The organism is Enterobacter sp. 120016 (genome assembly GCF_018383635.1).
In the GTDB taxonomy this organism is placed as follows: Bacteria; Pseudomonadota; Gammaproteobacteria; order Enterobacterales; family Enterobacteriaceae; genus Enterobacter; species Enterobacter asburiae_D.
The window spans coordinates 12,725-34,463 of the sequence record NZ_JAHAWC010000024.1; the positions used below are offsets into that span (position 1 = coordinate 12,725).

At 54.1% G+C, this 21,739-nt stretch carries 18 protein-coding genes; 6 read left to right on the forward strand and 12 right to left on the reverse strand.

What is annotated here, in order from left to right; genetic code table 11:
* Positions 1–8: 8 nt before the first annotated feature.
* From asnB to nagB, 5 genes are all read right to left on the reverse strand, one after another.
* On the reverse strand, positions 9–1,673 hold the full coding sequence (gene asnB / locus KIF87_RS21570) for an asparagine synthase B (RefSeq protein ID WP_014069343.1): 1,665 nt from the start codon (positions 1,671–1,673) through the stop codon (positions 9–11).
* A 249-nt stretch (positions 1,674–1,922) separates the two neighbouring features.
* Positions 1,923–2,675, reverse strand: a complete 753-nt coding sequence (gene nagD, locus KIF87_RS21575; RefSeq protein WP_063143173.1) for a ribonucleotide monophosphatase NagD — start codon at positions 2,673–2,675, stop codon at positions 1,923–1,925.
* Between the two features lie 45 nt (positions 2,676–2,720).
* Positions 2,721–3,941, reverse strand: coding sequence for a DNA-binding transcriptional regulator NagC (nagC, locus tag KIF87_RS21580; protein ID WP_021242995.1), 1,221 nt, complete (start codon positions 3,939–3,941; stop codon positions 2,721–2,723).
* Between the two features lie 8 nt (positions 3,942–3,949).
* On the reverse strand, positions 3,950–5,098 hold the full coding sequence (gene nagA / locus KIF87_RS21585; RefSeq protein WP_213330638.1) for an N-acetylglucosamine-6-phosphate deacetylase: 1,149 nt from the start codon (positions 5,096–5,098) through the stop codon (positions 3,950–3,952).
* Positions 5,099–5,153: 55 nt separating this feature from the next.
* Positions 5,154–5,954 (reverse strand): glucosamine-6-phosphate deaminase, encoded by an 801-nt coding sequence (gene nagB / locus KIF87_RS21590; RefSeq protein WP_023310765.1) that lies wholly within the window; start codon positions 5,952–5,954, stop codon positions 5,154–5,156.
* 328 nt (positions 5,955–6,282) lie between these two features.
* On the opposite strand from nagB, the gene nagE reads away from it, so the two are divergent.
* The 4 genes from nagE (at position 6,283) to chiQ (ending at position 12,369) form a co-directional block, all read left to right on the forward strand.
* Positions 6,283–8,304: an N-acetylglucosamine-specific PTS transporter subunit IIBC gene (gene nagE / locus KIF87_RS21595; RefSeq protein ID WP_213330640.1), complete on the forward strand. Its 2,022-nt coding sequence runs from the start codon at positions 6,283–6,285 to the stop codon at positions 8,302–8,304.
* A 179-nt stretch (positions 8,305–8,483) separates the two neighbouring features.
* Positions 8,484–10,151 carry a glutamine--tRNA ligase gene (glnS, locus tag KIF87_RS21600; RefSeq protein ID WP_213330642.1) on the forward strand — a complete coding sequence of 556 codons (1,668 nt, stop codon included), beginning with the start codon at positions 8,484–8,486 and terminating at the stop codon, positions 10,149–10,151.
* A 446-nt stretch (positions 10,152–10,597) separates the two neighbouring features.
* Positions 10,598–11,995 carry a chitoporin ChiP gene (gene chiP, locus KIF87_RS21605; RefSeq protein WP_023334910.1) on the forward strand — a complete coding sequence of 466 codons (1,398 nt, stop codon included), beginning with the start codon at positions 10,598–10,600 and terminating at the stop codon, positions 11,993–11,995.
* Positions 11,996–12,042: 47 nt separating this feature from the next.
* Positions 12,043–12,369 (forward strand): ChiQ/YbfN family lipoprotein, encoded by a 327-nt coding sequence (gene chiQ / locus KIF87_RS21610; RefSeq protein WP_032661388.1) that lies wholly within the window; start codon positions 12,043–12,045, stop codon positions 12,367–12,369.
* Between the two features lie 142 nt (positions 12,370–12,511).
* Here chiQ and fur read toward each other — a convergent pair whose 3' ends face one another.
* From fur to ybfF, 4 genes are all read right to left on the reverse strand, one after another.
* Positions 12,512–12,958 carry a ferric iron uptake transcriptional regulator gene (fur, locus tag KIF87_RS21615; RefSeq protein ID WP_023310771.1) on the reverse strand — a complete coding sequence of 149 codons (447 nt, stop codon included), beginning with the start codon at positions 12,956–12,958 and terminating at the stop codon, positions 12,512–12,514.
* Between the two features lie 291 nt (positions 12,959–13,249).
* Positions 13,250–13,780, reverse strand: a complete 531-nt coding sequence (gene fldA, locus KIF87_RS21620) for a flavodoxin FldA (RefSeq protein WP_008501067.1) — start codon at positions 13,778–13,780, stop codon at positions 13,250–13,252.
* Between the two features lie 155 nt (positions 13,781–13,935).
* Complete coding sequence (gene ybfE / locus KIF87_RS21625; protein ID WP_028019455.1) at positions 13,936–14,223, reverse strand: LexA regulated protein; 288 nt, start codon at positions 14,221–14,223, stop codon at positions 13,936–13,938.
* Between the two features lie 128 nt (positions 14,224–14,351).
* Positions 14,352–15,125: an esterase gene (gene ybfF, locus KIF87_RS21630; protein WP_213330644.1), complete on the reverse strand. Its 774-nt coding sequence runs from the start codon at positions 15,123–15,125 to the stop codon at positions 14,352–14,354.
* Between the two features lie 183 nt (positions 15,126–15,308).
* Between ybfF and seqA the strand changes: the two genes are divergently transcribed.
* On the forward strand, positions 15,309–15,857 hold the full coding sequence (gene seqA / locus KIF87_RS21635) for a replication initiation negative regulator SeqA (protein ID WP_008501070.1): 549 nt from the start codon (positions 15,309–15,311) through the stop codon (positions 15,855–15,857).
* Between the two features lie 24 nt (positions 15,858–15,881).
* Complete coding sequence (gene pgm / locus KIF87_RS21640) at positions 15,882–17,522, forward strand: phosphoglucomutase (alpha-D-glucose-1,6-bisphosphate-dependent) (RefSeq protein ID WP_032649535.1); 1,641 nt, start codon at positions 15,882–15,884, stop codon at positions 17,520–17,522.
* Between the two features lie 103 nt (positions 17,523–17,625).
* On the opposite strand, the gene potE is transcribed toward pgm, so the two are convergent.
* From potE to speFL, 3 genes are all read right to left on the reverse strand, one after another.
* On the reverse strand, positions 17,626–18,939 hold the full coding sequence (gene potE, locus KIF87_RS21645) for a putrescine-ornithine antiporter (protein WP_119935064.1): 1,314 nt from the start codon (positions 18,937–18,939) through the stop codon (positions 17,626–17,628).
* Positions 18,936–21,134 (reverse strand): ornithine decarboxylase SpeF, encoded by a 2,199-nt coding sequence (gene speF, locus KIF87_RS21650; protein WP_213330646.1) that lies wholly within the window; start codon positions 21,132–21,134, stop codon positions 18,936–18,938. The genes potE and speF overlap by 4 nt, the downstream gene beginning before the upstream one ends.
* Positions 21,135–21,388: 254 nt before the next feature.
* A complete protein-coding gene (speFL, locus tag KIF87_RS21655; RefSeq protein WP_003858645.1) occupies positions 21,389–21,493 on the reverse strand; it encodes a leader peptide SpeFL in 105 nt (34 codons plus the stop codon).
* Positions 21,494–21,739: the final 246 nt, after the last annotated feature.

Here is a 21,739-nt window from a genome sequence, read left to right on the forward strand (position 1 = left end):
CTGAGTGATTATTTGTAGGCTGACTGGTGAACGCCTACCGCGCGTCCTGATGGATCGTTCATGGATTTGAAAGATTCATCCCATTCAATCGCTTTGGCAGAAGAGCAGGCGACGGACGGGCCACCCGGTACGCACTCCGCAGCACTCGGTACCGGGAACAGCTCTTCAAAAATTTCACGGTACAGATAGGCCTCTTTCGAACCTGGCGTGTTGTACGGGAAGCGGAAGCTTGCGGTTTCCAGCTGTTGGTCAGAAACCTGTTTCGCCGCGACCTCTTTCAGGGTGTCGATCCAGCTATAACCTACGCCATCAGAGAACTGCTCTTTCTGACGCCATGCCACGCTCGCCGGCAGGTAGGATTCAAAACATTCGCGCAGGATATGTTTTTCCATTTTGCCGTTGCCGCACATCTTATCCTGCGGGTTGATGCGCATCGCAACGTCGAGGAATTTTTTATCCAGGAACGGCACGCGCGCTTCCACGCCCCATGCGGACATCGCTTTGTTGGCACGCGCACAGTCAAACATATGCAGCGCCTGCAGTTTACGCACGGTCTCTTCGTGCAGCTCTTTGGCGTTCGGCGCCTTGTGGAAGTACAGGTAGCCGCCAAACACTTCGTCAGAACCTTCGCCGGAGAGCACCATCTTGATGCCCATCGCTTTGATCTTACGCGACATCAGGTACATCGGGGTCGAGGCGCGGATAGTGGTCACGTCATAGGTTTCAATGTGATAGATCACATCGCGGATCGCATCCAGACCTTCCTGCACGGTGAAATGAATCTCATGGTGCACGGTGCCGAGGTGATTTGCCACTTCCTGCGCGGCTTTCAGATCCGGTGCGCCTTCCAGGCCAACGGCAAAAGAGTGCAGCTGTGGCCACCAGGCTTCTGAGCGCTCCTGATCTTCCACGCGACGGGCCGCGAATTTCTTGGTGATCGCGGAGATCACGGAGGAGTCCAGACCGCCGGAGAGCAGCACGCCGTACGGCACGTCGGACATCAGGTGGCTTTTCACGGAATCTTCCAGCGCCTGACGCAGCTCGGCTTTATCCGTGACGTTGTCTTTTACCGCGTCGAAATCGAACCAGTCACGCTGATAATACTGACGGATCTCGCCGTCTTTGCTCCACAGGTAGCTGCCCGCCGGGAATTCTTTGATGGTGCGGCAGACCGGTACCAGGGCTTTCATTTCAGAGGCCACATAGAAGTTGCCGTGCTCATCGTGGCCCATGTACAGCGGGATAATGCCGATATGGTCACGGCCAATCAGGTAAGCGTCTTTTTCGCTGTCGTACAGGGCGAAGGCGAACATGCCCTGCAGGTCGTCCAGGAACTCGGGCCCTTTCTCCTGATACAGCGCCAGGATCACTTCACAGTCAGAACCGGTCTGGAACGCGTAGCGGTCGCCGTATTCGGCGCGCAGCGCCTGGTGGTTGTAGATCTCACCGTTGACAGCCAGCGCGTGCGTTTTTTTCTCGTTATACAGCGGCTGAGCACCGGCGTTGACGTCAACAATAGACAGACGTTCGTGAGCCAGAATCGCTTTATCACTGGCGTAAACACCTGACCAGTCTGGTCCGCGATGGCGCATCAGGCGGGACAGTTCGAGGGCCTTTTTACGCAGTTCGCCCGCGTCAGTTTTAATATCCAGTACGCCAAAAATTGAACACATAACCTTCTCCGTTAACCCTGTTGCTTTGTAATGTTGCTTGCTTATGAAAATGCCGCAAAGGGGCAGGGCGCGCAAGCGTTTTACGGGTGAAAACGGAAATAGTGCAATGGTGATTGTGGAATAGTGAAAAAAGAGTACGTCATGAAGTCTTTTATTGATGGTTATTCAATAAAACGTGCTTTTTGTTAGATGGGGTTTTGTTTGTATAGGCCTTAAATGAAAAACCACGCCCTGAGGCGTGGTTCGGTATCAGATAATGTCAATTTCATCGACGGAGGGGTAAATCCAGCTTGGCCGGAACGGCATCGAATCAATGTCATCAAGTTGAGAGACGCCGGAGAGGACCAGTATCGTCTCCAGACCCGCCTGGAAACCGGCCAGAATATCGGTGCGCAGGTTGTCGCCGACAATAACGGTTTCTTCAGAGTGGGCCTGCATTTTGTTCAGCGCGGCACGAATGATCCATGGGCTAGGTTTCCCGACTACAAACGGCTTACGACCGGAGATTTTCTCGATACCGGCGCAGAGCGCGCCGCAGGCCGGATAAAAACCACGGCCGTGCGTATCCGGGTTGGTGGCGATAAAGCGCGCGCCGCTGGCGACAAAGTATGCAGCTTTATGCATCATCTCCCAGTTAAAGGAGCGCGTTTCGCCGACAATCACAAAGTCCGGATTAACATCGGTGATGGTAAAACCCGCTTTGTACAGCTCGTGGATCAGCGCGCCTTCACCCACCACGTAGGCTTTTTTCCCTTCCTGACGCTTCAGAAAATCCGCCGTGGCCATCGCCGAGGTATAAAACACGCTGTCCGGGACGTCGACACCCGCCGTGGCAAAGCGGTTTGCCAGATCCTGACCTGTTTGGGAAGGGTAGTTCGTGAGCAGAACCAGTGGCATTCCTTTGTCGATGATGCGGTGAAGAAACTCCGCAGCACCCGGCACGGCAACGTTGTCGTGCATCAGCACGCCGTCAATATCACAAATTACATTCTTAATGGTCATGGACAGTCCGACATCAAAAAAAGAAGGCGTTACTATAAGGTCCGATCAGCTTTCCAGCAAATGCTGCAGCAGAATTCCGTTGAGCATGGCGCGTTTGACCAGCGCGAACGCGCCAATCGCCGAGCGATGGTCAAGCTTTGAACGAACCACCGGGAGATTCTGGCGGAATGCTTTCAGCGCCTGGGTGTTAATACAGCCTTCAATGGCGGGGAGCAGCACCTTTTCCGCTTCCACAATTTCACCGGCGATCACCACTTTTTGTGGGTTAAACAGGTTGATGGCGATGGCGATGGTTTTCCCCAGGTGGCGTCCTACCTGCTCGATTACTTCGCAGGCCAGCGCGTCGCCCTTATTGGCGGCTTTGCAGATGGTGCCTATCTTGCAATCGTCCAGCGTGACGCGGCTTTGGTAACCCTGTTCAAGGAGATGGCGAACGCGCTGCTCGATGGCTGTGTTGGCGGCAATGGTTTCAAGACAACCGAAGTTGCCGCAGTGGCAGCGCTCCCCGAGGGGCTCAACCTGAATATGGCCAATCTCGCCGACGTTACCGTTGCGACCAATAAAAATTCGGCCGTTAGAGATAATACCCGCGCCCGTTCCGCGGTGAACGCGCACCAGAATAGAGTCTTCACAGTCCTGGCTCGCACCAAAGTAGTGCTCTGCCAGCGCCAGCGAGCGAATGTCGTGACCCACAAAGCAGGTCACTTTAAAACGCTTTTCCAGCGCGTCGACCAGCCCCCAGTTTTCAACCTGAATGTGCGGCATATAGCGGATCACGCCGCTTTCCGGGTCGACCAGACCGGGCAGAATTACGGAGATGGCGATGAGTTCGCGGATCTTGCGCTGACAGCTTTCAATAAACTGCGCGATGGTATTGAGCAGCGCATGCTCCAGCGTCTCCTGGGTGCGCTCCGGAAGAGGGTAGTGTTCTTCCGCAATGGCTTTACTGCTCAGATCGTACAGGGTGAGCGTGGTGTCATGGCGGCCCAGACGGACGCCAATGGCCTGAAAATTGCGGGTTTCGGTGATAATGGAGATCGCGCGGCGGCCCCCGGTGGAGGCCTGCTGATCGACTTCTTTGATCAGACCGCGCTCAATGAGCTGACGGGTAATTTTTGTCACGCTGGCGGGAGCAAGCTGGCTTTGTTCGGCTATCTGAATTCGCGAGATTGGTCCGTGCTGGTCAATCAGGCGGTACACCGCCGCACTGTTAAGTTGTTTAACGAGATCGACATTACCGATTTGAGCTTGTCCGCCAGGTGTCATACTTTTACTTACTCAGTGACGACCTCGTTACCATTAACGATGGTCTTAATAATTTTATAATCGTGTGTGAATGCCGTCAGGTTTGCAACCATACCTGGTGCAATTCCGCCGAGCTGTTTATCCACGCCCATTGCGCGAGCCGGATAAAGGGTTGCCATACGCAGGACCTCATCAAGCGCAATCCCGCAATGTTCAACCAGGTTACGCACCCCTTCAATCATGGTCAAAGAGGAACCGCTCAGCGTACCGTTTTCATCCACACACAGTCCATTGCGGTAGTATATTGTTTTACCGGCAAAAATGAACTGCTCAATATTTGCACCTGCCGGTGCGGTGGCATCCGTCACCAGACAAAGCTTGTCACCTTTCAGCCGCTTAGCGTTGCGGATGTTGGTGTAATCGACATGCATGCCGTCAGCAATAATGCCGCAGTAGACGTCTGGCTCATCCAGAATCGCCCCGACCAGACCCGGTTCACGGCCTGTGATATACGGCATGGCGTTGTAAAGGTGCGTTGCGAAGGTAATGCCCGCGCGGAAACCGGCTTTCGCTTCTTTCAGCGTCGCGTTTGAGTGGCCTGCTGAAACGATAATCCCGGCACCAGCCAGTTTGCTGATGACATCCGTACCCGTCATTTCAGGCGCCAGCGTCACTTTGGTGATCACATCGGCGTTCGCACACATGTAGTCAACCAGCTCCGCATCAGGTTTACGCACGTAATCCGGGTTATGCGTTCCTTTCTTGACCATATTCAGCCATGGCCCTTCAAGGTGCAGACCCAGCGCCTGATTAGGGTGTTTGGCCAGGTATTCGCGCATCACGCGGATACCCTGCTTCATGAGATCATCACTGCTGGTGATGAGCGTTGGCAAATAGCTGGTGCAGCCCGATTTCTCGTTGGCTTTCTGCATGATCTCCAGCGTTTCGACCGTCACCGCATCCGCGGTGTCATTGAACTGCACACCGCCGCAGCCGTTGAGCTGAACGTCGATGAAACCGGGGGAGATTACTGCTCCATTGAGTGAGCGCTGTTCAATCTCCGGCGGCAGTTCTGCCAGCGGGCAAACACGTTCAATCAGGCCATCAGCGATAACAATCGCATGGTCATCCAGAATTTCATGGCCGGTATAAATCCGACCGTGGGTTAAAGCGTACATAACGACCCCCGGTTAAAAAAAGCGGCCGCCTCTTGATGAAGAGGCGGTTATTCAATTACAGACCTTTGATGTTCTCAGCTTCTAACTCGTTGAAGTATTTCAGCGTTTTTACCTTCAGCTCCATCGTGGACGGTTCGTCGCAGACGATGACTGATTTAGGATGCAGCTGCAGGCAGCTGATGGTCCACATATGGTTAACGTTGCCTTCAACGGCAGCCTGGAGCGCTTGCGCTTTCACGCCGCCCAGCACCAGAATCATCACTTCTTCGGCATCCAGCAGGGTGCCTACGCCAACGGTCAGGGCGTATTTTGGAACCTGGTTAACATCGCCGTCAAAGAAGCGGGAGTTTGCCACGCGGGTGTCATGGGTCAGCGTTTTAATACGGGTGCGAGAAGCCAGAGATGACGCCGGTTCGTTGAACGCGATATGACCATCATTACCTACACCACCCATGAACAGGTGGATCTTACCGTAAGAACGGATTTTTTCTTCATACTGACGGCATTCTGCGTCAATATCAGGCGCGTTTCCATTCAGCAGGTTAATATTTTCAGATGGAATATCAACGTGATCAAAGAAATTGCGGTGCATAAAGCTGTGGTAGCTTTCCGGGTGGTCTTTCGGTAAGCCAACATATTCATCCATATTGAAGGTCACAACATGTTTGAAGCTAACCTGGCCTGCTTTATGCATCTCAACCAGCGCCTTATAGGCGGTCAGCGGCGTGCCGCCTGTCGGAAGTCCAAGAACGAAAGGACGATCGGCGGTCGGTTTGAACGCGTTAATACGATTAACGATATGGCGAGCGGCCCATTTACCAACTTGTTCAGCAGTTGCCAGGGGAATCAGTCTCATTGTTCACCTCAAGAGTTAAAGTAGAAGAGTGGGCGGATGGCTATCGGAACCTGATACTTAAGCGTAACCTGGAAACTTTCAGGCCGGATCAATCCGTCTTGATTTTTTGAATGATAAAATAAGTTTTCGCTGTTAGCCAGTATGAGGGAGGGTAAATAACGATATTTGGTGACAAAAATCACAAAAAGTACGCGTTTAATTTGCGATACGAATTAATTTTTCACACACTCACAATGCCAGTGAAGCATCAACGGTATCTATCGTTCGTGACACAATAAAAAACAGAGCTGAGAACATGCCTTAAACGGGGTCTCATAGGGGGAAGAAAGTGAGTATTCTAGGTTATTTACAAAAGGTTGGTCGCGCACTGATGGTGCCGGTCGCCACGCTGCCTGCCGCAGCCATCCTGATGGGTGTCGGCTACTGGATCGACCCCAACGGCTGGGGTAATACCAGCGCGCTGGCGGCGTTCTTTATCAAGTCAGGTTCCGCCATTATCGACAACATGTCCGTGTTGTTCGCGATTGGTGTGGCTTACGGTATGTCCAAAGACAAAGACGGCGCCGCTGCGCTGACCGGTTTTGTCGGTTTCCTCGTGTTAACCACCCTCTGCTCGCCTGCAGCGGTGGCCATGATCCAAAAAATTCCGGCGGACCAGGTTCCGGCGGCATTCGGTAAGATCAGCAACCAGTTTGTCGGTATCCTTGTGGGTATCATCTCCGCTGAACTGTATAACCGCTTCAGCAGCGTGGAGCTGCCAAAAGCGCTCTCCTTCTTTAGCGGTCGCCGCCTGGTCCCCATCCTGACCTCGTTTGTGATGATCGTTGTCGCGTTCATCATGATGTACGTCTGGCCGATGATCTTCGACGGTCTGGTGAACTTCGGTGAGCACATCCAGAAGCTGGGTTCTGTCGGTGCGGGCGTGTACGCGTTCTTCAACCGTCTGCTGATCCCGGTCGGTCTGCACCATGCGCTGAACTCCGTATTCTGGTTCGACGTGGCCGGTATTAACGATATCCCTAACTTCCTGGGTGGCGCACAGTCCATCGAAGCAGGAAAAGCGGTTGTCGGTATCACCGGTCGTTACCAGGCTGGCTTCTTCCCGATCATGATGTTTGGTCTGCCGGGTGCTGCGCTGGCTATCTACCACTGCGCGCGTCCAGAGAATAAAGCGAAAGTGCTGGGTATCATGATGGCGGGGGCGTTCGCGGCCTTCTTCACCGGTATCACCGAGCCGCTGGAGTTCTCCTTCATGTTCGTGGCGCCGGTTCTGTATGTGATCCACGCCGTGCTGACCGGTATCTCCGTGTTCATCGCTGCCAGCATGCACTGGATTGCCGGTTTCGGCTTCAGCGCCGGTCTGGTGGATATGGTGCTGTCGTCCCGTAACCCGCTGGCGACCCACTGGTGGATGCTGATCCCGCAAGGTCTGGTGTTCTTCGCGATTTACTACATGGTGTTCCGTTTCACTATCACCAAATTCAACCTGATGACGCCGGGTCGCGAACTGGCTGTGGCCGGTAGCGAAGCGGATGGTCAGGATATGAACGTGAGCGGTGCTCAGGATCAGGACGTATCAGGTCTGGCGCGTCAGTACATCGCCGCTGTCGGCGGTTCTGACAACCTGACCGGTATCGACGCCTGTATCACTCGCCTGCGTCTGAACGTTAAAGACTCTTCCCTGGTGAACGAAGCGCTGGCCAAACGTCTGGGTGCTTCCGGCGTTATCCGCCTGAACAAAACCAGCGTGCAGATTATCGTTGGCTTCGTGGCAGAGAAAATTGCTAACGCCATGAAAACCACCGGTCCGGTAGCCGCAGCAGAAGCTTCTGCCGCACCTGCCGCCGCGCCAGCGGCTACAAAACCGCAGGCGGTACCCAACGCCAAAACGGTAGCCGCGCTGGTTTCACCGGTAACCGGTGAAGTCGTTGCAATTGAGCAGGTGCCTGACGAAGCGTTCGCCAGCAAAGCGGTCGGTGACGGTGTGGCGGTGAAACCAACGGAAAAAACCGTTGTGTCTCCGGCGGCCGGTACCATCGTGAAAATCTTCAACACCAACCACGCGTTCTGCCTCGAAACCGAAAATGGCGCGGAGATCGTTGTCCATATGGGTATCGATACCGTTGCGCTGAACGGTCAGGGCTTTACTCGCCTGGTGGAAGAGGGCGCTGAAGTGGTAGCCGGGCAGCCGATTCTGGAAATGGATCTGGACTTCCTGAACGCCAACGCGCGCTCCATGATAAGCCCGGTCGTTTGCAGCAACATCGATGACTTCAGTGGCCTGGTCATTCAGGCTAAAGGTCAGGTTGTTGCGGGTCAAACGCCGCTGTATGAGATTAAAGGCAAGTAATCGCTCCTGAGTAGAGTCATGCCTTAAGCGGCGGGGGATATCCTCCGCCGCTTTTTTTTGCAGCAAACGCCCCCATTATTTTCATCAGATACGTATTTTCCGTAACTAAGGGTTGTCACTACGTCCGGCTTATAAGATCATACGCCGTTATACGTTGTTTACGCTTTGAGGAATCCACGATGAGTGAGGCAGAAGCCCGCCCGAGTAACTTTATTCGTCAGATCATCGATGAAGATCTGGCCAGTGGTAAGCACACCACAGTTCATACCCGCTTTCCGCCGGAGCCGAACGGCTACCTGCATATCGGGCATGCGAAGTCCATTTGCCTGAACTTTGGCATTGCGCAAGACTACCAGGGACAGTGCAACCTGCGTTTCGATGACACCAACCCAGTAAAAGAAGACATCGAATACGTTGAGTCCATCAAGAATGACGTGCAATGGCTGGGCTTCAACTGGTCTGGCGATATCTGCTACTCCTCTGACTATTTCGATCAGCTGTACGCCTACGCGGTTGAGCTGATCAATAAAGGTCTGGCGTATGTTGACGAACTGTCTGCTGATGAAATCCGTGAATATCGCGGTACGCTGACCGCGCCGGGCAAAAACAGCCCGTTCCGCGATCGCAGCGTGGAAGAGAACCTGGCGCTGTTTGAAAAAATGCGTGCCGGCGGCTTCGAAGAAGGCAAAGCGTGCCTGCGTGCCAAAATCGACATGGCGTCTCCGTTCATCGTGATGCGCGATCCGGTGCTGTACCGCATCAAGTTCGCAGAACACCACCAGACCGGTAACAAGTGGTGCATCTACCCGATGTACGACTTCACCCACTGCATCAGCGATGCGCTGGAAGGCATTACGCACTCCCTGTGTACGCTGGAGTTCCAGGACAACCGTCGTCTGTACGACTGGGTGCTGGATAACATCACCATTCCTGTGCATCCGCGCCAGTACGAGTTCTCTCGTCTGAATCTGGAATACACCGTGATGTCCAAGCGTAAGCTGAACCTGCTGGTGACCGACAAGCACGTTGAAGGTTGGGATGACCCGCGTATGCCGACCATCTCCGGTCTGCGCCGTCGTGGTTATACCTCCGCGTCTATCCGCGAGTTCTGTAAACGTATTGGTGTCACCAAGCAGGACAATACCATTGAGATCGCTTCTCTGGAGTCCTGCATCCGTGAAGACCTGAACGAAAACGCCCCGCGCGCGATGGCGGTGATCGACCCGGTTAAGCTGGTTATCGAAAACTACCCGCAGGGCGAGAGCGAACTGGTTGCAATGCCTAACCATCCGAGCAAGCCGGAGATGGGAACTCGCGACGTGCCGTTCAGCGGCGAAATCTGGATCGATCGTGCTGACTTCCGCGAAGAAGCCAACAAGCAGTACAAGCGTCTGGTGCTGGGTAAAGAAGTGCGTCTGCGTAATGCCTACGTCATCAAAGCCGAGCGCGTAGAGAAAGATGCGGAAGGGAATATCACCACCATCTTCTGTTCTTATGATGCTGACACCCTGAGCAAAGATCCTGCTGACGGCCGTAAAGTGAAGGGCGTTATTCACTGGGTGAGCGCTTCCCACGCGCTGCCGGTAGAAATTCGTCTGTACGATCGTCTGTTCAGCGTGCCTAACCCGGGTGCGGCGGAAGACTTCCTGGCGACCATCAACCCGGAATCTCTGGTGATCAAGCAGGGTTATGCGGAGCCTTCTCTGAAAGCCGCTGAAGCGGGCAAAGCGTTCCAGTTTGAACGTGAAGGTTACTTCTGCCTGGACAGCCGTTACAGTACGGCGGAAAAACCGGTATTTAACCGTACCGTCGGCCTGCGTGATACCTGGACGAAGATCGGCGAATAATATTGCTGCTCTGGTCAATGAGAGACAAACGCCGCACTATGCGGCGTTTTTTTATTTAACGATCAGGGTATTAAGCCAGGGCTTAAAGAGGTGCCATGAAAATATCAGGTCAATGAGGTGCTACTTATTTTTTTTAAAAAAGTTTGTGTCATTACGAAAATCAAAAAGGTGATAAAAAAAGAAAGAGAACCCACGTCTAGCCACTGAAATACCTGATAATTCCCCGCCATTGCTCGCCTCTCTGCAAATGTTACAAATCACTACCAATTATGTGCACTTCGTCATAATCCTGACTTTTGTCCGCTAAAAAGCATTGATAATTCGCGTCGCGAAAAATAACCTAAAGACGGTAGTTAATTCGAGGGTATTTAAAACTACCCCTGACCATTTGGTCTTTTTTATTTACGCCGTTTCAGGCGTTTTAATTCGTCAAAGAGGAATAATCTATGCGTACGTTCAGTGGCAAACGTAGTGCGCTGGCGCTGGCTATTGCCGGTGTGACAGCAATGTCGGGCCTGGTGGTGACACCAGAGGCGAAAGCGGCAGGCTTCATCGACGATTCTACCCTCACGGGCGGTATTTATTACTGGCAGCGTGAACGTGACCGTAAAGACGTCACTGAAGACAAATACAAAACCAACCTTTCGCACTCCACCTGGAACGCCAACCTGGACTTCCAGTCAGGCTATGCCGCGGATATGTTCGGTCTGGATATTGCTGCGTTCACCGCGATTGAAATGGCGGAAAACGGCGACAGCGGCCACCCGAATGAAATCGCCTTCTCCTCCAGTAACAAAGCGTATAAAGAAGACTGGTCCGGCGATAAGAGCGGTATCAGCCTTTACAAAGCCGCTGCGAAATTTAAATACGGCCCGGTATGGGCGCGCGGTGGTTATATTCAGCCAACTGGCCAGACCCTGTTAGCGCCGCACTGGAGCTTTATGCCGGGTACCTATCAGGGTGCGGAAGCCGGGGCTAACTTTGACTACGGTGATGCGGGTGCGTTGAGCTTCTCCTATATGTGGACCAACGAGTACAAAGCGCCGTGGCACATCGAGATGGACAAGTTCTACCAGAACGATAAAAAAACCAAAGTCGATTACCTGCACTCGCTGGGCGCGAAGTACGATTTCAAAAACGATCTGGTGCTTGAAGCGGCATTTGGTCAGGCACAGGGCTATATCGATCAGTATTTTGCCAAGGCCAGCTATAAATTCGATGTCGCGGGTAGCCCGCTGAGCACCAGCTATCAGTTCTACGGTACGCGCGATAAAGTCAGTAACGGCGGCGTCAATGACATTTATGACGGCACCGCGTGGCTGCAGGCGTTAACCTTCGGCTACAAGGTCGGTCAGGTTGATTTGCGTCTGGAAGGCACATGGGTGAAGGCGGAAGGGCAGCAGGGCTACTTCCTGCAGCGTATGACCCCGACCTACGCCTCCTCCAACGGTCGTCTTGATATCTGGTGGGATAACCGTTCCGACTTCAACGCCGACGGCGAGAAAGCGGTCTTCTTCGGCGCAATGTATGATCTGAAAAACTGGAACCTGCCTGGCTGGGCAGTGGGCGCTTCTTACGCTTATGCCTGGGACGCAAAACCTGCCGATATGGCAACCCCGGACGCATACTACGATCCCAACTATCGCCTGAAAGAGTCTTCCTACAGCCTCGATGCTATCTATACCCTGCAGGATGGCCGCGCGAAAGGCACGATGTTCAAACTGCACTTCACCCAGTATGACAACCACTCCGATATCCCGAGCTATGCGGGCGGTTACGGCAACATCTTCCAGGATGAACGTGACGTGAAATTCATGGTTATCGCCCCATTCACCATCTTCTGATGAACGCACCGGCGGGCTGAGTCCCGCCGGTATGGAGACTGCACATGATGAAAAAAATCGTAATCGTCGCGTTGCTGGCATCAGGGCTGGTGGCGTGTGCTCAGACACAGGCGCCGAAAGAGGACACTCGTCTGAAGGAGGCGTATAGCGCCTGCATTAATACTGCGGAAGGATCGCCGGAGAAGATTGAAGCCTGTCAGAGCGTGCTGAACGTGCTGAAGAAAGAGAAAGCGCACGAGCAGTTCGCGACGCAGGAGAACGTCCGCGTGATGGATTACCAGGCCTGCATTCAGGCGCGTAAAACCGGTAACGATCAGGAAGTGGCGAAGCGTTGCGATAAGATCTGGAACGAGATACGCAATAACAATAAATAAGTTGCTTTACGCCCGGTGGCGCTGCGCTTACCGGGCCTACAAAGGTGTCATAGCCCGTAGGCCCGGTAAGCGCAGCGCCACCGGGCTTTTTTCAGGCAAAAAAAAGCCAACCTTGCGGCTGGCTCAGAGTATAAACGCTCGCTTATTTCGCGTCGTGCGCGTGGTCGTCTTCGCGGCAGTCGCCTTCAGCGCAGTGACCGTAAAGGTACAGGCTGTGGTTCGTCAGGCGGATGCCATGACGCGCCGCGATTTCACGCTGGCGTGATTCAATGGAATCATCGCTGAATTCAATGACCTTGCCGCAATCGAGGCAGATCAGATGATCGTGGTGCTGCTGCTGGGTCAGTTCGAAAACAGATTTACCGCCTTCGAAATTATGACGGGTAACAATGCCCGCGTCATCAAACTGGTTCAGCACGCGATAGACGGTAGCCAGCCCAATCTCTTCACCCATGTCGATAAGACGTTTATAGAGGTCTTCCGCACTGACATGGTGATTGTCTGGACCCTGAAGCACTTCAAGGATTTTTAACCGAGGAAGCGTAACTTTCAGGCCAGCCTTCTTTAATGCGGTATTGTTGTCAGTCATGCGGAATCTGTCCTGTTGCTAAACGATTCACTTCTGTAGGAAGTGACAGAAAATGCACCTGGGATAATGCGTCTCATTATAGAACTGCCATGGCTAAATGAAAACTGCAAGTCTCAGGCAAAATATGCTTATAAAAATGGGGTATCACCAACAAACTTGCTCAATGGAAAACCACATTTTATCAGGGAGACATTGTACAGGTCTGGGCGAAAAAGTTAAAAGATTGTAGCGATTAATTTAATCGGTTTGACCTGGAGCACGGGCGCAGCCGCCGCTGCGCCGCGATAAAAATCAGGCGTTCAGAATATCGTCCAGGTGCAGTTCCTCACGGATCTGCTTCACCCATTTCTCAACGCGCTCTGCCGTCAGCTCTGGCTGACGGTCTTCGTCAATAGCCAGACCCACGAAGTGATCGTCATCGGCCAGGCCTTTAGACGCTTCGAAGTGGTAACCGGCGGTCGGCCAGTGGCCTACGATAACCGCGCCATTCGGCTCAATGATATCGCGGATGGTACCCAGCGCGTCACAGAAGTATTCGGCGTAGTCTTCCTGATCGCCACAGCCAAACAGGGCCACCAGCTTACCGTTGAAGTCCACTTCTTCCAGCGTCGGGAAGAAATCATCCCAGTCGCACTGGGCTTCACCGTAGTACCAGGTTGGGATACCCAGCAGCAGAATGTCATAGCCTTCCAGATCTTCTTTGCTGCTCTTAGCGATGTCATGCACATCAGCAACGTCTTTACCGAGCTGTTTTTGAATGTTTTTTGCGATATTTTCGGTATTGCCGGTATCACTGCCAAAGAAAATGCCGATGATTGCCATGAGTAAAATAACCTCTTGAAACTTAATAGTATGGTGGCGCAATTCGGCCACGGATAAGGGCAATAATAGCAGAACTGGCAACCCTGCGGAAACAGCTATCGCGCAGGACTGCACTCTGTGCTACATGAAAAAGGCGATAAAGGGGATTTTCAGACTTATGCCTGGCTGCGTAACGTCTCAAGCTGGACGAGCAACATCTCTTCAATGAGCTCGCTGCGGCTGATATTTCGCGCGTCAGCCAGCTCGTTCAGCGCATCGACGGCGTCGGCGTTAAGCTTCAGTTCGACACGCTTAAGCCCACGATTTTTATCGCGTTTAAGCTGGTTGCGTTTATTGATACGCAGCTGTTCATCGCGCGAAAGCGGATTCGTCTTGGGTCGTCCCGGGCGACGCTCATTCGCGAACAGATCTAGTGTCGTACGGTCCGTTTGTTCTTTGGCCATGATTCTGAGACTTCGGGGGAAACACGCCGCCCTGCTAATGCCCGGGCGATAAGCGCGCCATCATACATCACCAAAAACGGCACGCCAACGACTGGAAGCCCACAGCCTTCCAGTCGCTTTCTTTTTAATCAATTTGCAGTATCAGCGAGATAGCGGCGAATGGCGCGCAGCACAGCATCCGGTTTTTCCGCATGCACCCAGTGCCCGGCACCGGCAATCACGTGGGCGCGAGCCTGCGGGAATTGGGCCAGCAGCGTGTCGCGGAACGCGTCGGTAACGTAAGGCGAGTTTCCGCCGCGAATAAAGAGGGTAGGGTGTGGCCAGGCCGGGACGGTTTCCCAGCCCACGATGTTGTTGTACTGGTCCCAGAGCACCGGCACGTTAAAACGCCATTGCCCGTCAACAAACGACTTCAGCAGGAACTGCACGACGCCTTCTTCATCAAGATGTTCACGCATGACGGCAGCCGCCTGTTGGCGTGTCGCAACACCTGCTTCTGTGACCGCATTAATGGCGGCAAAAATCTCGTCATGACGGCGGACATCGTAATCCACGGGCGCGACGTCAATCACCACCAGGCCGCTAATACGCTCCGGGGCCAGCGCCGTCAGGGCCATCACTGCTTTGCCACCCATTGAATGCCCGATCAGCGTTACCTTTTGCAGGCTATGTGCATCCAGCGTATCCAGCAGATCCCGCGCCATCGCCGCGTAGGTCATCTCGTCGGAACGCCCGGAAAGACCGTGATTGCGCATATCGACCTGTAAAATATCGTGGTCGGTAACCAGATCGCGCGCCAGCACGCCCAGGTTATCCAGGCTGCCAAAAAGCCCGTGAACCAGTACGATGGGAGAATTATTGTTCTGCGATTGTGCAGTTTGCGCTCGGGTATTCAATTTCATGGCAAAGTTCTTTTTTTACGTATGTCAGGTTAGGGTATCATGTTGACCATTCTGCCGCCCGGCTGCAAGGTTCCAGTTTAATCTGACTTTTGCCGCCAACCTGGTTTGACGCTATCCGCTGTTGGGATTTGACCTTATAATCCCAATGACTTGTATTCAGATAAGATATCGCACTGGATTAAGATGAAAACAATCGAAGTTGATGACGAACTCTATCAGTATATTGCCAGCCAGACGCGGCATATCGGGGAGAGCGCGTCCGACATTTTACGGCGCATGCTTAAAATTTCCGCCGCTTCACAGCCTGCTACCCCAGTCACCAAAGATGTCGTGTCTCAGCCGAGCGTAGTTGCGCAAGCAAAACCTGCCGTGACGCCGGCAAAAGATAAAGTGCGCGCGATGCGCGAGCTGCTGCTCTCCGATGAATACGCGGAGCAGAAAAAGGCGGTTAACCGCTTTATGCTGGTGCTGTCTACACTTTATTCACTGGATAACAAAGCGTTTGCTGAAGCGACCGAGTCGCTTCACGGCCGTACTCGCGTCTATTTCGCGGGCGACGAGCAGACGCTGCTGCAAAATGGCAATCAAACCAAACCCAAACATGTTCCTGGCACCCCGTACTGGGTGATCACCAATACCAATACGGGCCGCAAGTGCAGCATGATTGAACACATCATGCAGTCCATGCAGTTCCCGGCGGAATTGATTGAAAAGGTTTGCGGTACAATTTAACCCTTGCATCAGAAGGACCCGGTAATGGCAAATCACAGCCGTGCAGGCCAACCTGCACAACAAAGCGATTTGATTAACGTCGCTCAGCTGACCGCGCAGTATTACGTGCTGAAACCGGTCGTGGGCAACGCAGAACACGCAGTGAAGTTTGGTACATCCGGTCACCGCGGCAGCGCGGCGCGCCACAGCTTTAACGAACCGCACATTCTGGCCATTGCTCAGGCCATCGCGGAAGAGCGCGCTAAAAACGGCGTTACCGGTCCGTGCTACGTGGGGAAAGATACCCATGCCCTGTCTGAACCGGCGTTCATCTCAGTGGTGGAAGTGCTGGCGGCAAACGGCGTCGACGTGATTGTTCAGGAGAACAACGGCTTCACCCCAACGCCTGCGGTCTCTAACGCCATCCTGGTGCACAACAAAAAAGGTGGCGCGCTGGCTGACGGTATCGTTATCACGCCATCCCACAACCCGCCGGAAGACGGTGGTATCAAATACAACCCGCCTAACGGTGGCCCGGCAGACACTAACGTCACCAAAGTGGTGGAAGATCGTGCGAACGCCCTGCTGGCTGACGGTCTGAAAGGCGTGAAGCGCATCTCTCTGGATGCTGCCATGGCGTCCGGTCACGTGAAAGAGCAGGATCTGGTTCAGCCGTTCGTAGAAGGGCTGGCGGATATCGTTGATATGGCGGCCATCCAGAAAGCTGGCCTGAAGCTGGGCGTGGATCCGCTGGGCGGCTCCGGTATCGAATACTGGAAACGTATCGCCGAGCATTACAAGCTGGATCTGACCATCGTGAACGATCACGTCGATCAGACCTTCCGCTTTATGCACCTGGACAAAGACGGCGCGATCCGTATGGACTGCTCCTCCGAGTGCGCGATGGCGGGCCTGCTGGCGCTGCGTGATAAATTCGACCTGGCGTTTGCTAACGACCCGGATTATGACCGTCACGGTATCGTCACCCCTGCCGGTCTGATGAACCCGAACCACTATCTGGCCGTCGCGATTAACTACCTGTTCCAGCACCGTCCGCAGTGGGGCAAAGAGGTGGCTGTCGGTAAAACGCTGGTGTCCTCCGCGATGATCGATCGCGTGGTCGAGGCGCTGGGCCGCAAGCTGGTGGAAGTGCCGGTGGGCTTCAAATGGTTCGTTGACGGTCTGCACGACGGCAGCTTCGGTTTTGGTGGTGAAGAGAGCGCGGGGGCATCTTTCCTGCGTTTCGACGGTACGCCATGGTCAACCGATAAAGACGGCATCATCATGTGCCTGCTGGCGGCGGAAATCACCGCGGTCACCGGTAAAAACCCGCAGGAACATTACAATGACCTGGCGGCACGCTTTGGTGCACCAAGCTATAACCGTATTCAGGCTAGCGCGACGTCAGCTCAGAAAGCAGCCCTGTCCAAACTCTCTCCGGAGATGGTCAGCGCAAGCACCCTGGCGGGCGATCCGATCACTGCCCGTCTGACGGCAGCACCGGGCAACGGCGCATCCATTGGTGGTCTGAAAGTGATGACCGAGAACGGCTGGTTCGCCGCGCGTCCATCCGGTACGGAAGATGCGTACAAAATCTATTGCGAAAGCTTCCTCGGCGCTGAGCACCGTCAGCAGATTGAGAAAGAAGCGGTAGAGATTGTCAGCGAAGTGCTGAAAAACGCGTAAGTGCGGTTTGGTGCGGGCTGGTGCCCTCACCCCGACCCTCTCCCACAGGGAGAGGGAGAAAACATTAAAAACGGCAACCTCAGGGTTGCCGTTTTGCTTTTACCTAACTGTGTTTGTTCTTCAATTCAAACCGTGGTGACACCAGACCGTACAGCGTCCAGCCCATAAAGGTCACCATCGCGCCATACAGCATCGCTTCCTGGCCGGATGAGTAGAGCGCATAGAAGCTGTAGATTGCTCCAATCAGCGCCACGATATTGGCCGCACGCGCTTTGCGTGGATCCACCTTCGCCACCTTCTGAATAATCACCAGCGCCGCCATCGACAGAATATACGGAATGATATTCGTCACCACCGCCAGGTTGACCAGGACGTTGAACTGGCTGTTCAGCGACGGGCTAATGGTCATCAGCGACAAACCGCTCTGGAAGATGACAATCGCCAGCATCCCCTGCACCGGCGCGTCGGCTTTGCTCACGCGGGAGAAGATTTTTGGGAAGTAACCTTCATCAGCCGAGGATTTAAACACCTGTGCGATGGTGAACTGCCAGCCGAGCAGCGAGCCGCAGCAGGACATGACCATCAGACCCATGATCACTTTCCCGACCTCAGGCGTGAACATCTGCGCGAAGGCCAGCCCGAACGGCGCCGTAGACTTAGCCAGATCCATATTCGGTACGATGCCCGCAATCACGTTAGTCGAGACGATATAGATCACCGCCGCGCCCAGCGTGCCGCCGAGGACCGCAATCGGCACGTTCTTTTCCGGATTCTCTACCACTTCCGCGTTCGCGCAGGCGGATTCCAGACCCAGGAAGGCCCACAGCGTCATGGCGATGGATGACCCAACAGCGGTAAAGAACGGCACATGGTGCGGGTTCCAGGAGTTGGCGTAGAGCGTCGGGCTGAACCAGAACCAGCCGATGATGCACAGGCCGACAACCGGGATAATCACGCCCCAGACGGTGATGCTGGAGAGCTGCCCGGTGATACGCGCGCCGCCAAAGTTAGCCACGGTGCAGATCCACAGAACCCCGATGGTCGCCAGCCCAATTTGTACCGGGCTGAGCGTCGCGCCAAACAGCTCCGTACCGTAACCCACCGCGGAGATGGCAATCGCCACGTTGGCAATCAGCAGCGACACGCCGTAGGTATAGTTGGCCATAAAGTTGCCCGACTTGCCAAAGGCGTACTCGGCATAGCCACCCATGCCGCCTGACTTACGGCTGAACATCCCGCACTTGGCGAATGCCCACGCCAGCGCCATGGAGCCGACTGCCGTCACCAGCCAGGAGATGATAGAGATGGTACCCACCTCTGCCAGTTTGGTGGGCAGCATGATAATCCCGGAGCCCATCATGTTTACCATGGTGAGGATGGTCAGCTGCACCACGCCCATCTTATTGGACTTACTCATAATTTCTCTCCTTTCAGCAGCGCGGGCTGAGCGGCGGGTTGTTTGATGACGTTGCAGCGAACCTGTTTGCGACCCTCACACTCTTCGACGTACACACCCTGCAGCTCCGGCGCGAAGCCCGGCAGAAGGTTGATACCTTCTTCCAGCGCGGCAAAGTAGCGCAGCACGGAACCGCCCCAGACTTCCCCTGGGACAACGCACAGCACCCCTGGCGGATAAGGGAGCGCGCCTTCGGCGGCGATGCGGCCTTCCGCGTCGCGCAGGGAGACCAGTTCAACTTCACCGCGCAGATAGGCGTAGTTCGCGTCCTGCGGGTTCATCATCACGCGTGGGAAGTGAGACTTGCGGAACATCTCTTTCTGCAGCTGCTTCACGTTGTGGCGGGCGTACAGGTCATGCATTTCCTGGCAGATCTGGCGCAGGGTGTAATCCGCGTAACGTTCCGGATGCTGTTTGTAGAGTGAAGGCAGGACGTCTTTTAGCGGAACATCGCTCTCGAGCAGTTTTTCGAAGCGCACCAGCTGCGCCACCAGCTGCTGCAGTTTGCCCATATCTTCCGCAGGCGTGAGCAGGAACAGGATCGAGTTGAGATCGCATTTTTCCGGCACGATGCCGTTTTCGCGCAGGAAGTTGGCAAGGATAGTGGCGGGCACGCCGAAGTCCTCATACTCCCCGGTGCGGGCGTTGATGCCCGGCGTGGTCAGCAGGAGCTTGCACGGGTCGATAAAATACTGATGCTCAGCGTAGCCTTCAAAAGCGTGCCAGTTTTCACCCGGTACGAAGTGGAAGAAGCGCAGATCGGTCGCAATCTCCGCCGTGTCCCAGCTTTCCCACGGGCGGCCATCTACCGTTTCCGGCACGAAGGGGCGCAGATAGCGGCAGTTCTCCAGAATCAGCTTGCGCGCTTCGATACCGTTCACCACGCAGTCCATCCACATGTTGCGGCCGCTCTGGCCCTCATGCATACGGGCGTTAATGTCCAGCGCAGCGAACAGCGGATAAAACGGGCTGGTGGAGGCGTGCATCATAAAGGCATTATTCAGCCGCTTATGCGGGACATAGCGCGGTTGCCCTTTGATATGGCTGTCTTTCTTATGGATTTGCGAGGTCTGCGAGAAGCCGGCCTGCTGTTTATGCACGGACTGGGTGACCAGGATCCCCGGATCGTTTTCGTTCAGCTCCAGCAGCAGCGGAGAGCAGTCGGCCATCATCGGAATAAACTGCTCGTAACCCACCCAGGCCGAGTCAAACAGGATGTAATCACACAGGTGCCCAATCTTATCCACCACCTGACGGGCGTTATAGATGGTGCCATCGTAGGTACCGAGCTGGATCACCGCCAGACGGAACGGACGCGCATCGCGTGCACGGCCCGGCGCCACCTCTGTCACCAGCTCGCGCAGGTAGCTCTCTTCAAAGCAGTGGGCGTCAATGCCGCCAATAAAGCCGTACGGGTTGCGCGCGGTCTCCAGATAGACCGGCGTTGCGCCAGCCTGGAGGAGGGCACCGTGATGGTTAGATTTGTGGTTGTTACGGTCAAACAGTACCAGGTCGCCCGGGGTGAGCAGGGCGTTAAGCACCACTTTGTTGGATGACGAGGTGCCATTCAGCACGAAGTAGGTCTTATCGGCATTAAAGACTTTTGCCGCATGCTGCTGGGCGATGCATGGCGCGCCTTCGTGGATCAGCAGATCCCCCATCGCCACGTCGGCGTTGCACAGATCGGAGCGGAAAAGCGTCTCACCAAAGAAATCGACAAACTGATTACCGGCAGGATGGCGGCGGAAGAACTGGCCACCCTGATGCCCCGGGCAGTCAAACGCGCTGTTGCCCTGCTTAACATAGTCGACAAGCGCGCGGAAAAACGGCGGGCGCAGCTGGGTTTCATACTTCTGGGCTGCCGCTTCCAGCTGGCGTCCATAAAAGTCGTTGCTGGTGTCTGAATACTCAAATACGCCATGAATGCGCGATAAATAGTCTGCCGGGATGAACTCTTCTTTGTGCGTCGCGACAAATACAGGAATGCCAAAACCGGTGGCTTCTATTTCATCCAGGATACCGCTGGCAATATCCGTGACCGCCAGAACAATGGCGGCAACATCAATATAATCAGAAGCGCGGACATCCACCAGTTCACGCTGGGTAGTAAAGCAATCCGGACATGCACGGCTGGCTGCGATTTTTAAACTTTTCATCTTTCTCTCTTTATTTTAGGTAATAAGCGTCCCTCGATTTCTTGCAAGTAAGAAATCGATAATTTTCCGGAAAAAAAGCAAAGGGTGGCCGCTGATTAAAATCAGTGAATTGCTTTTTTGATGATTGAAATTCAGTCCGCCCGGTGCGGATGAGTCTGAATCAAGATGAATGAGCGCACGAGTTCACAGGCAATAGCCTGTAAAATAAGGTGTTTCAGGATGACCTGTAAGCGAGTGCGCCAGAAGTCGAAGGACTACCGGGCATTAAAGAGATGAAAGTCAAAGCAGTTTCGGTGGGCAAACATCATGATATGTGTTGTCCGCCTTATATGGGGCATTAAGCGATTGTTGTTTTCCATGTTTCATTTTCCTTTCAGTAATTGAAAGCATGGTCATTTTATCCAGGAAAAGGCGATTAACCGTGAGATAGATCACCGTTAACCGATCAAATCAGAAATAAATATTCGTTTCAAATGAATATGGCAGATCAAAATTCTGATTTGTTGATGATGCGTTAACGGGTTGTTCCGTTAATGTTTTAAATGAGCGGGAATAACCCGAAAAAATAACGCGCGGGTTATTTGTGAAATATTTTCTGAAGAATT

Excerpts from the sequence above, each read along its gene's own strand:
- fldA (WP_008501067.1), bottom strand. The coding sequence starts at position 13,780 with ATGGCAATCATCGGCATTTTCTTTGGCAGTGATACCGGCAATACCGAA.
- ybfF (WP_213330644.1), bottom strand. The coding sequence starts at position 15,125 with ATGAAATTGAATACCCGAGCGCAAACTGCACAATCGCAGAACAATAAT.
- seqA (WP_008501070.1), top strand. The coding sequence starts at position 15,309 with ATGAAAACAATCGAAGTTGATGACGAACTCTATCAGTATATTGCCAGC.
- speFL (WP_003858645.1), bottom strand. The coding sequence starts at position 21,493 with ATGGAAAACAACAATCGCTTAATGCCCCATATAAGGCGGACAACACAT.
- asnB (WP_014069343.1), bottom strand. The coding sequence starts at position 1,673 with ATGTGTTCAATTTTTGGCGTACTGGATATTAAAACTGACGCGGGCGAA.
- potE (WP_119935064.1), bottom strand. The coding sequence starts at position 18,939 with ATGAGTAAGTCCAATAAGATGGGCGTGGTGCAGCTGACCATCCTCACC.
- nagD (WP_063143173.1), bottom strand. The coding sequence starts at position 2,675 with ATGACCATTAAGAATGTAATTTGTGATATTGACGGCGTGCTGATGCAC.
- fur (WP_023310771.1), bottom strand. The coding sequence starts at position 12,958 with ATGACTGACAACAATACCGCATTAAAGAAGGCTGGCCTGAAAGTTACG.
- chiQ (WP_032661388.1), top strand. The coding sequence starts at position 12,043 with ATGAAAAAAATCGTAATCGTCGCGTTGCTGGCATCAGGGCTGGTGGCG.
- speF (WP_213330646.1), bottom strand. The coding sequence starts at position 21,134 with ATGAAAAGTTTAAAAATCGCAGCCAGCCGTGCATGTCCGGATTGCTTT.
- nagA (WP_213330638.1), bottom strand. The coding sequence starts at position 5,098 with ATGTACGCTTTAACCCACGGTCGGATTTATACCGGCCATGAAATTCTG.
- ybfE (WP_028019455.1), bottom strand. The coding sequence starts at position 14,223 with ATGGCCAAAGAACAAACGGACCGTACGACACTAGATCTGTTCGCGAAT.
- nagC (WP_021242995.1), bottom strand. The coding sequence starts at position 3,941 with ATGACACCTGGCGGACAAGCTCAAATCGGTAATGTCGATCTCGTTAAA.
- glnS (WP_213330642.1), top strand. The coding sequence starts at position 8,484 with ATGAGTGAGGCAGAAGCCCGCCCGAGTAACTTTATTCGTCAGATCATC.
- pgm (WP_032649535.1), top strand. The coding sequence starts at position 15,882 with ATGGCAAATCACAGCCGTGCAGGCCAACCTGCACAACAAAGCGATTTG.
- nagB (WP_023310765.1), bottom strand. The coding sequence starts at position 5,954 with ATGAGACTGATTCCCCTGGCAACTGCTGAACAAGTTGGTAAATGGGCC.
- chiP (WP_023334910.1), top strand. The coding sequence starts at position 10,598 with ATGCGTACGTTCAGTGGCAAACGTAGTGCGCTGGCGCTGGCTATTGCC.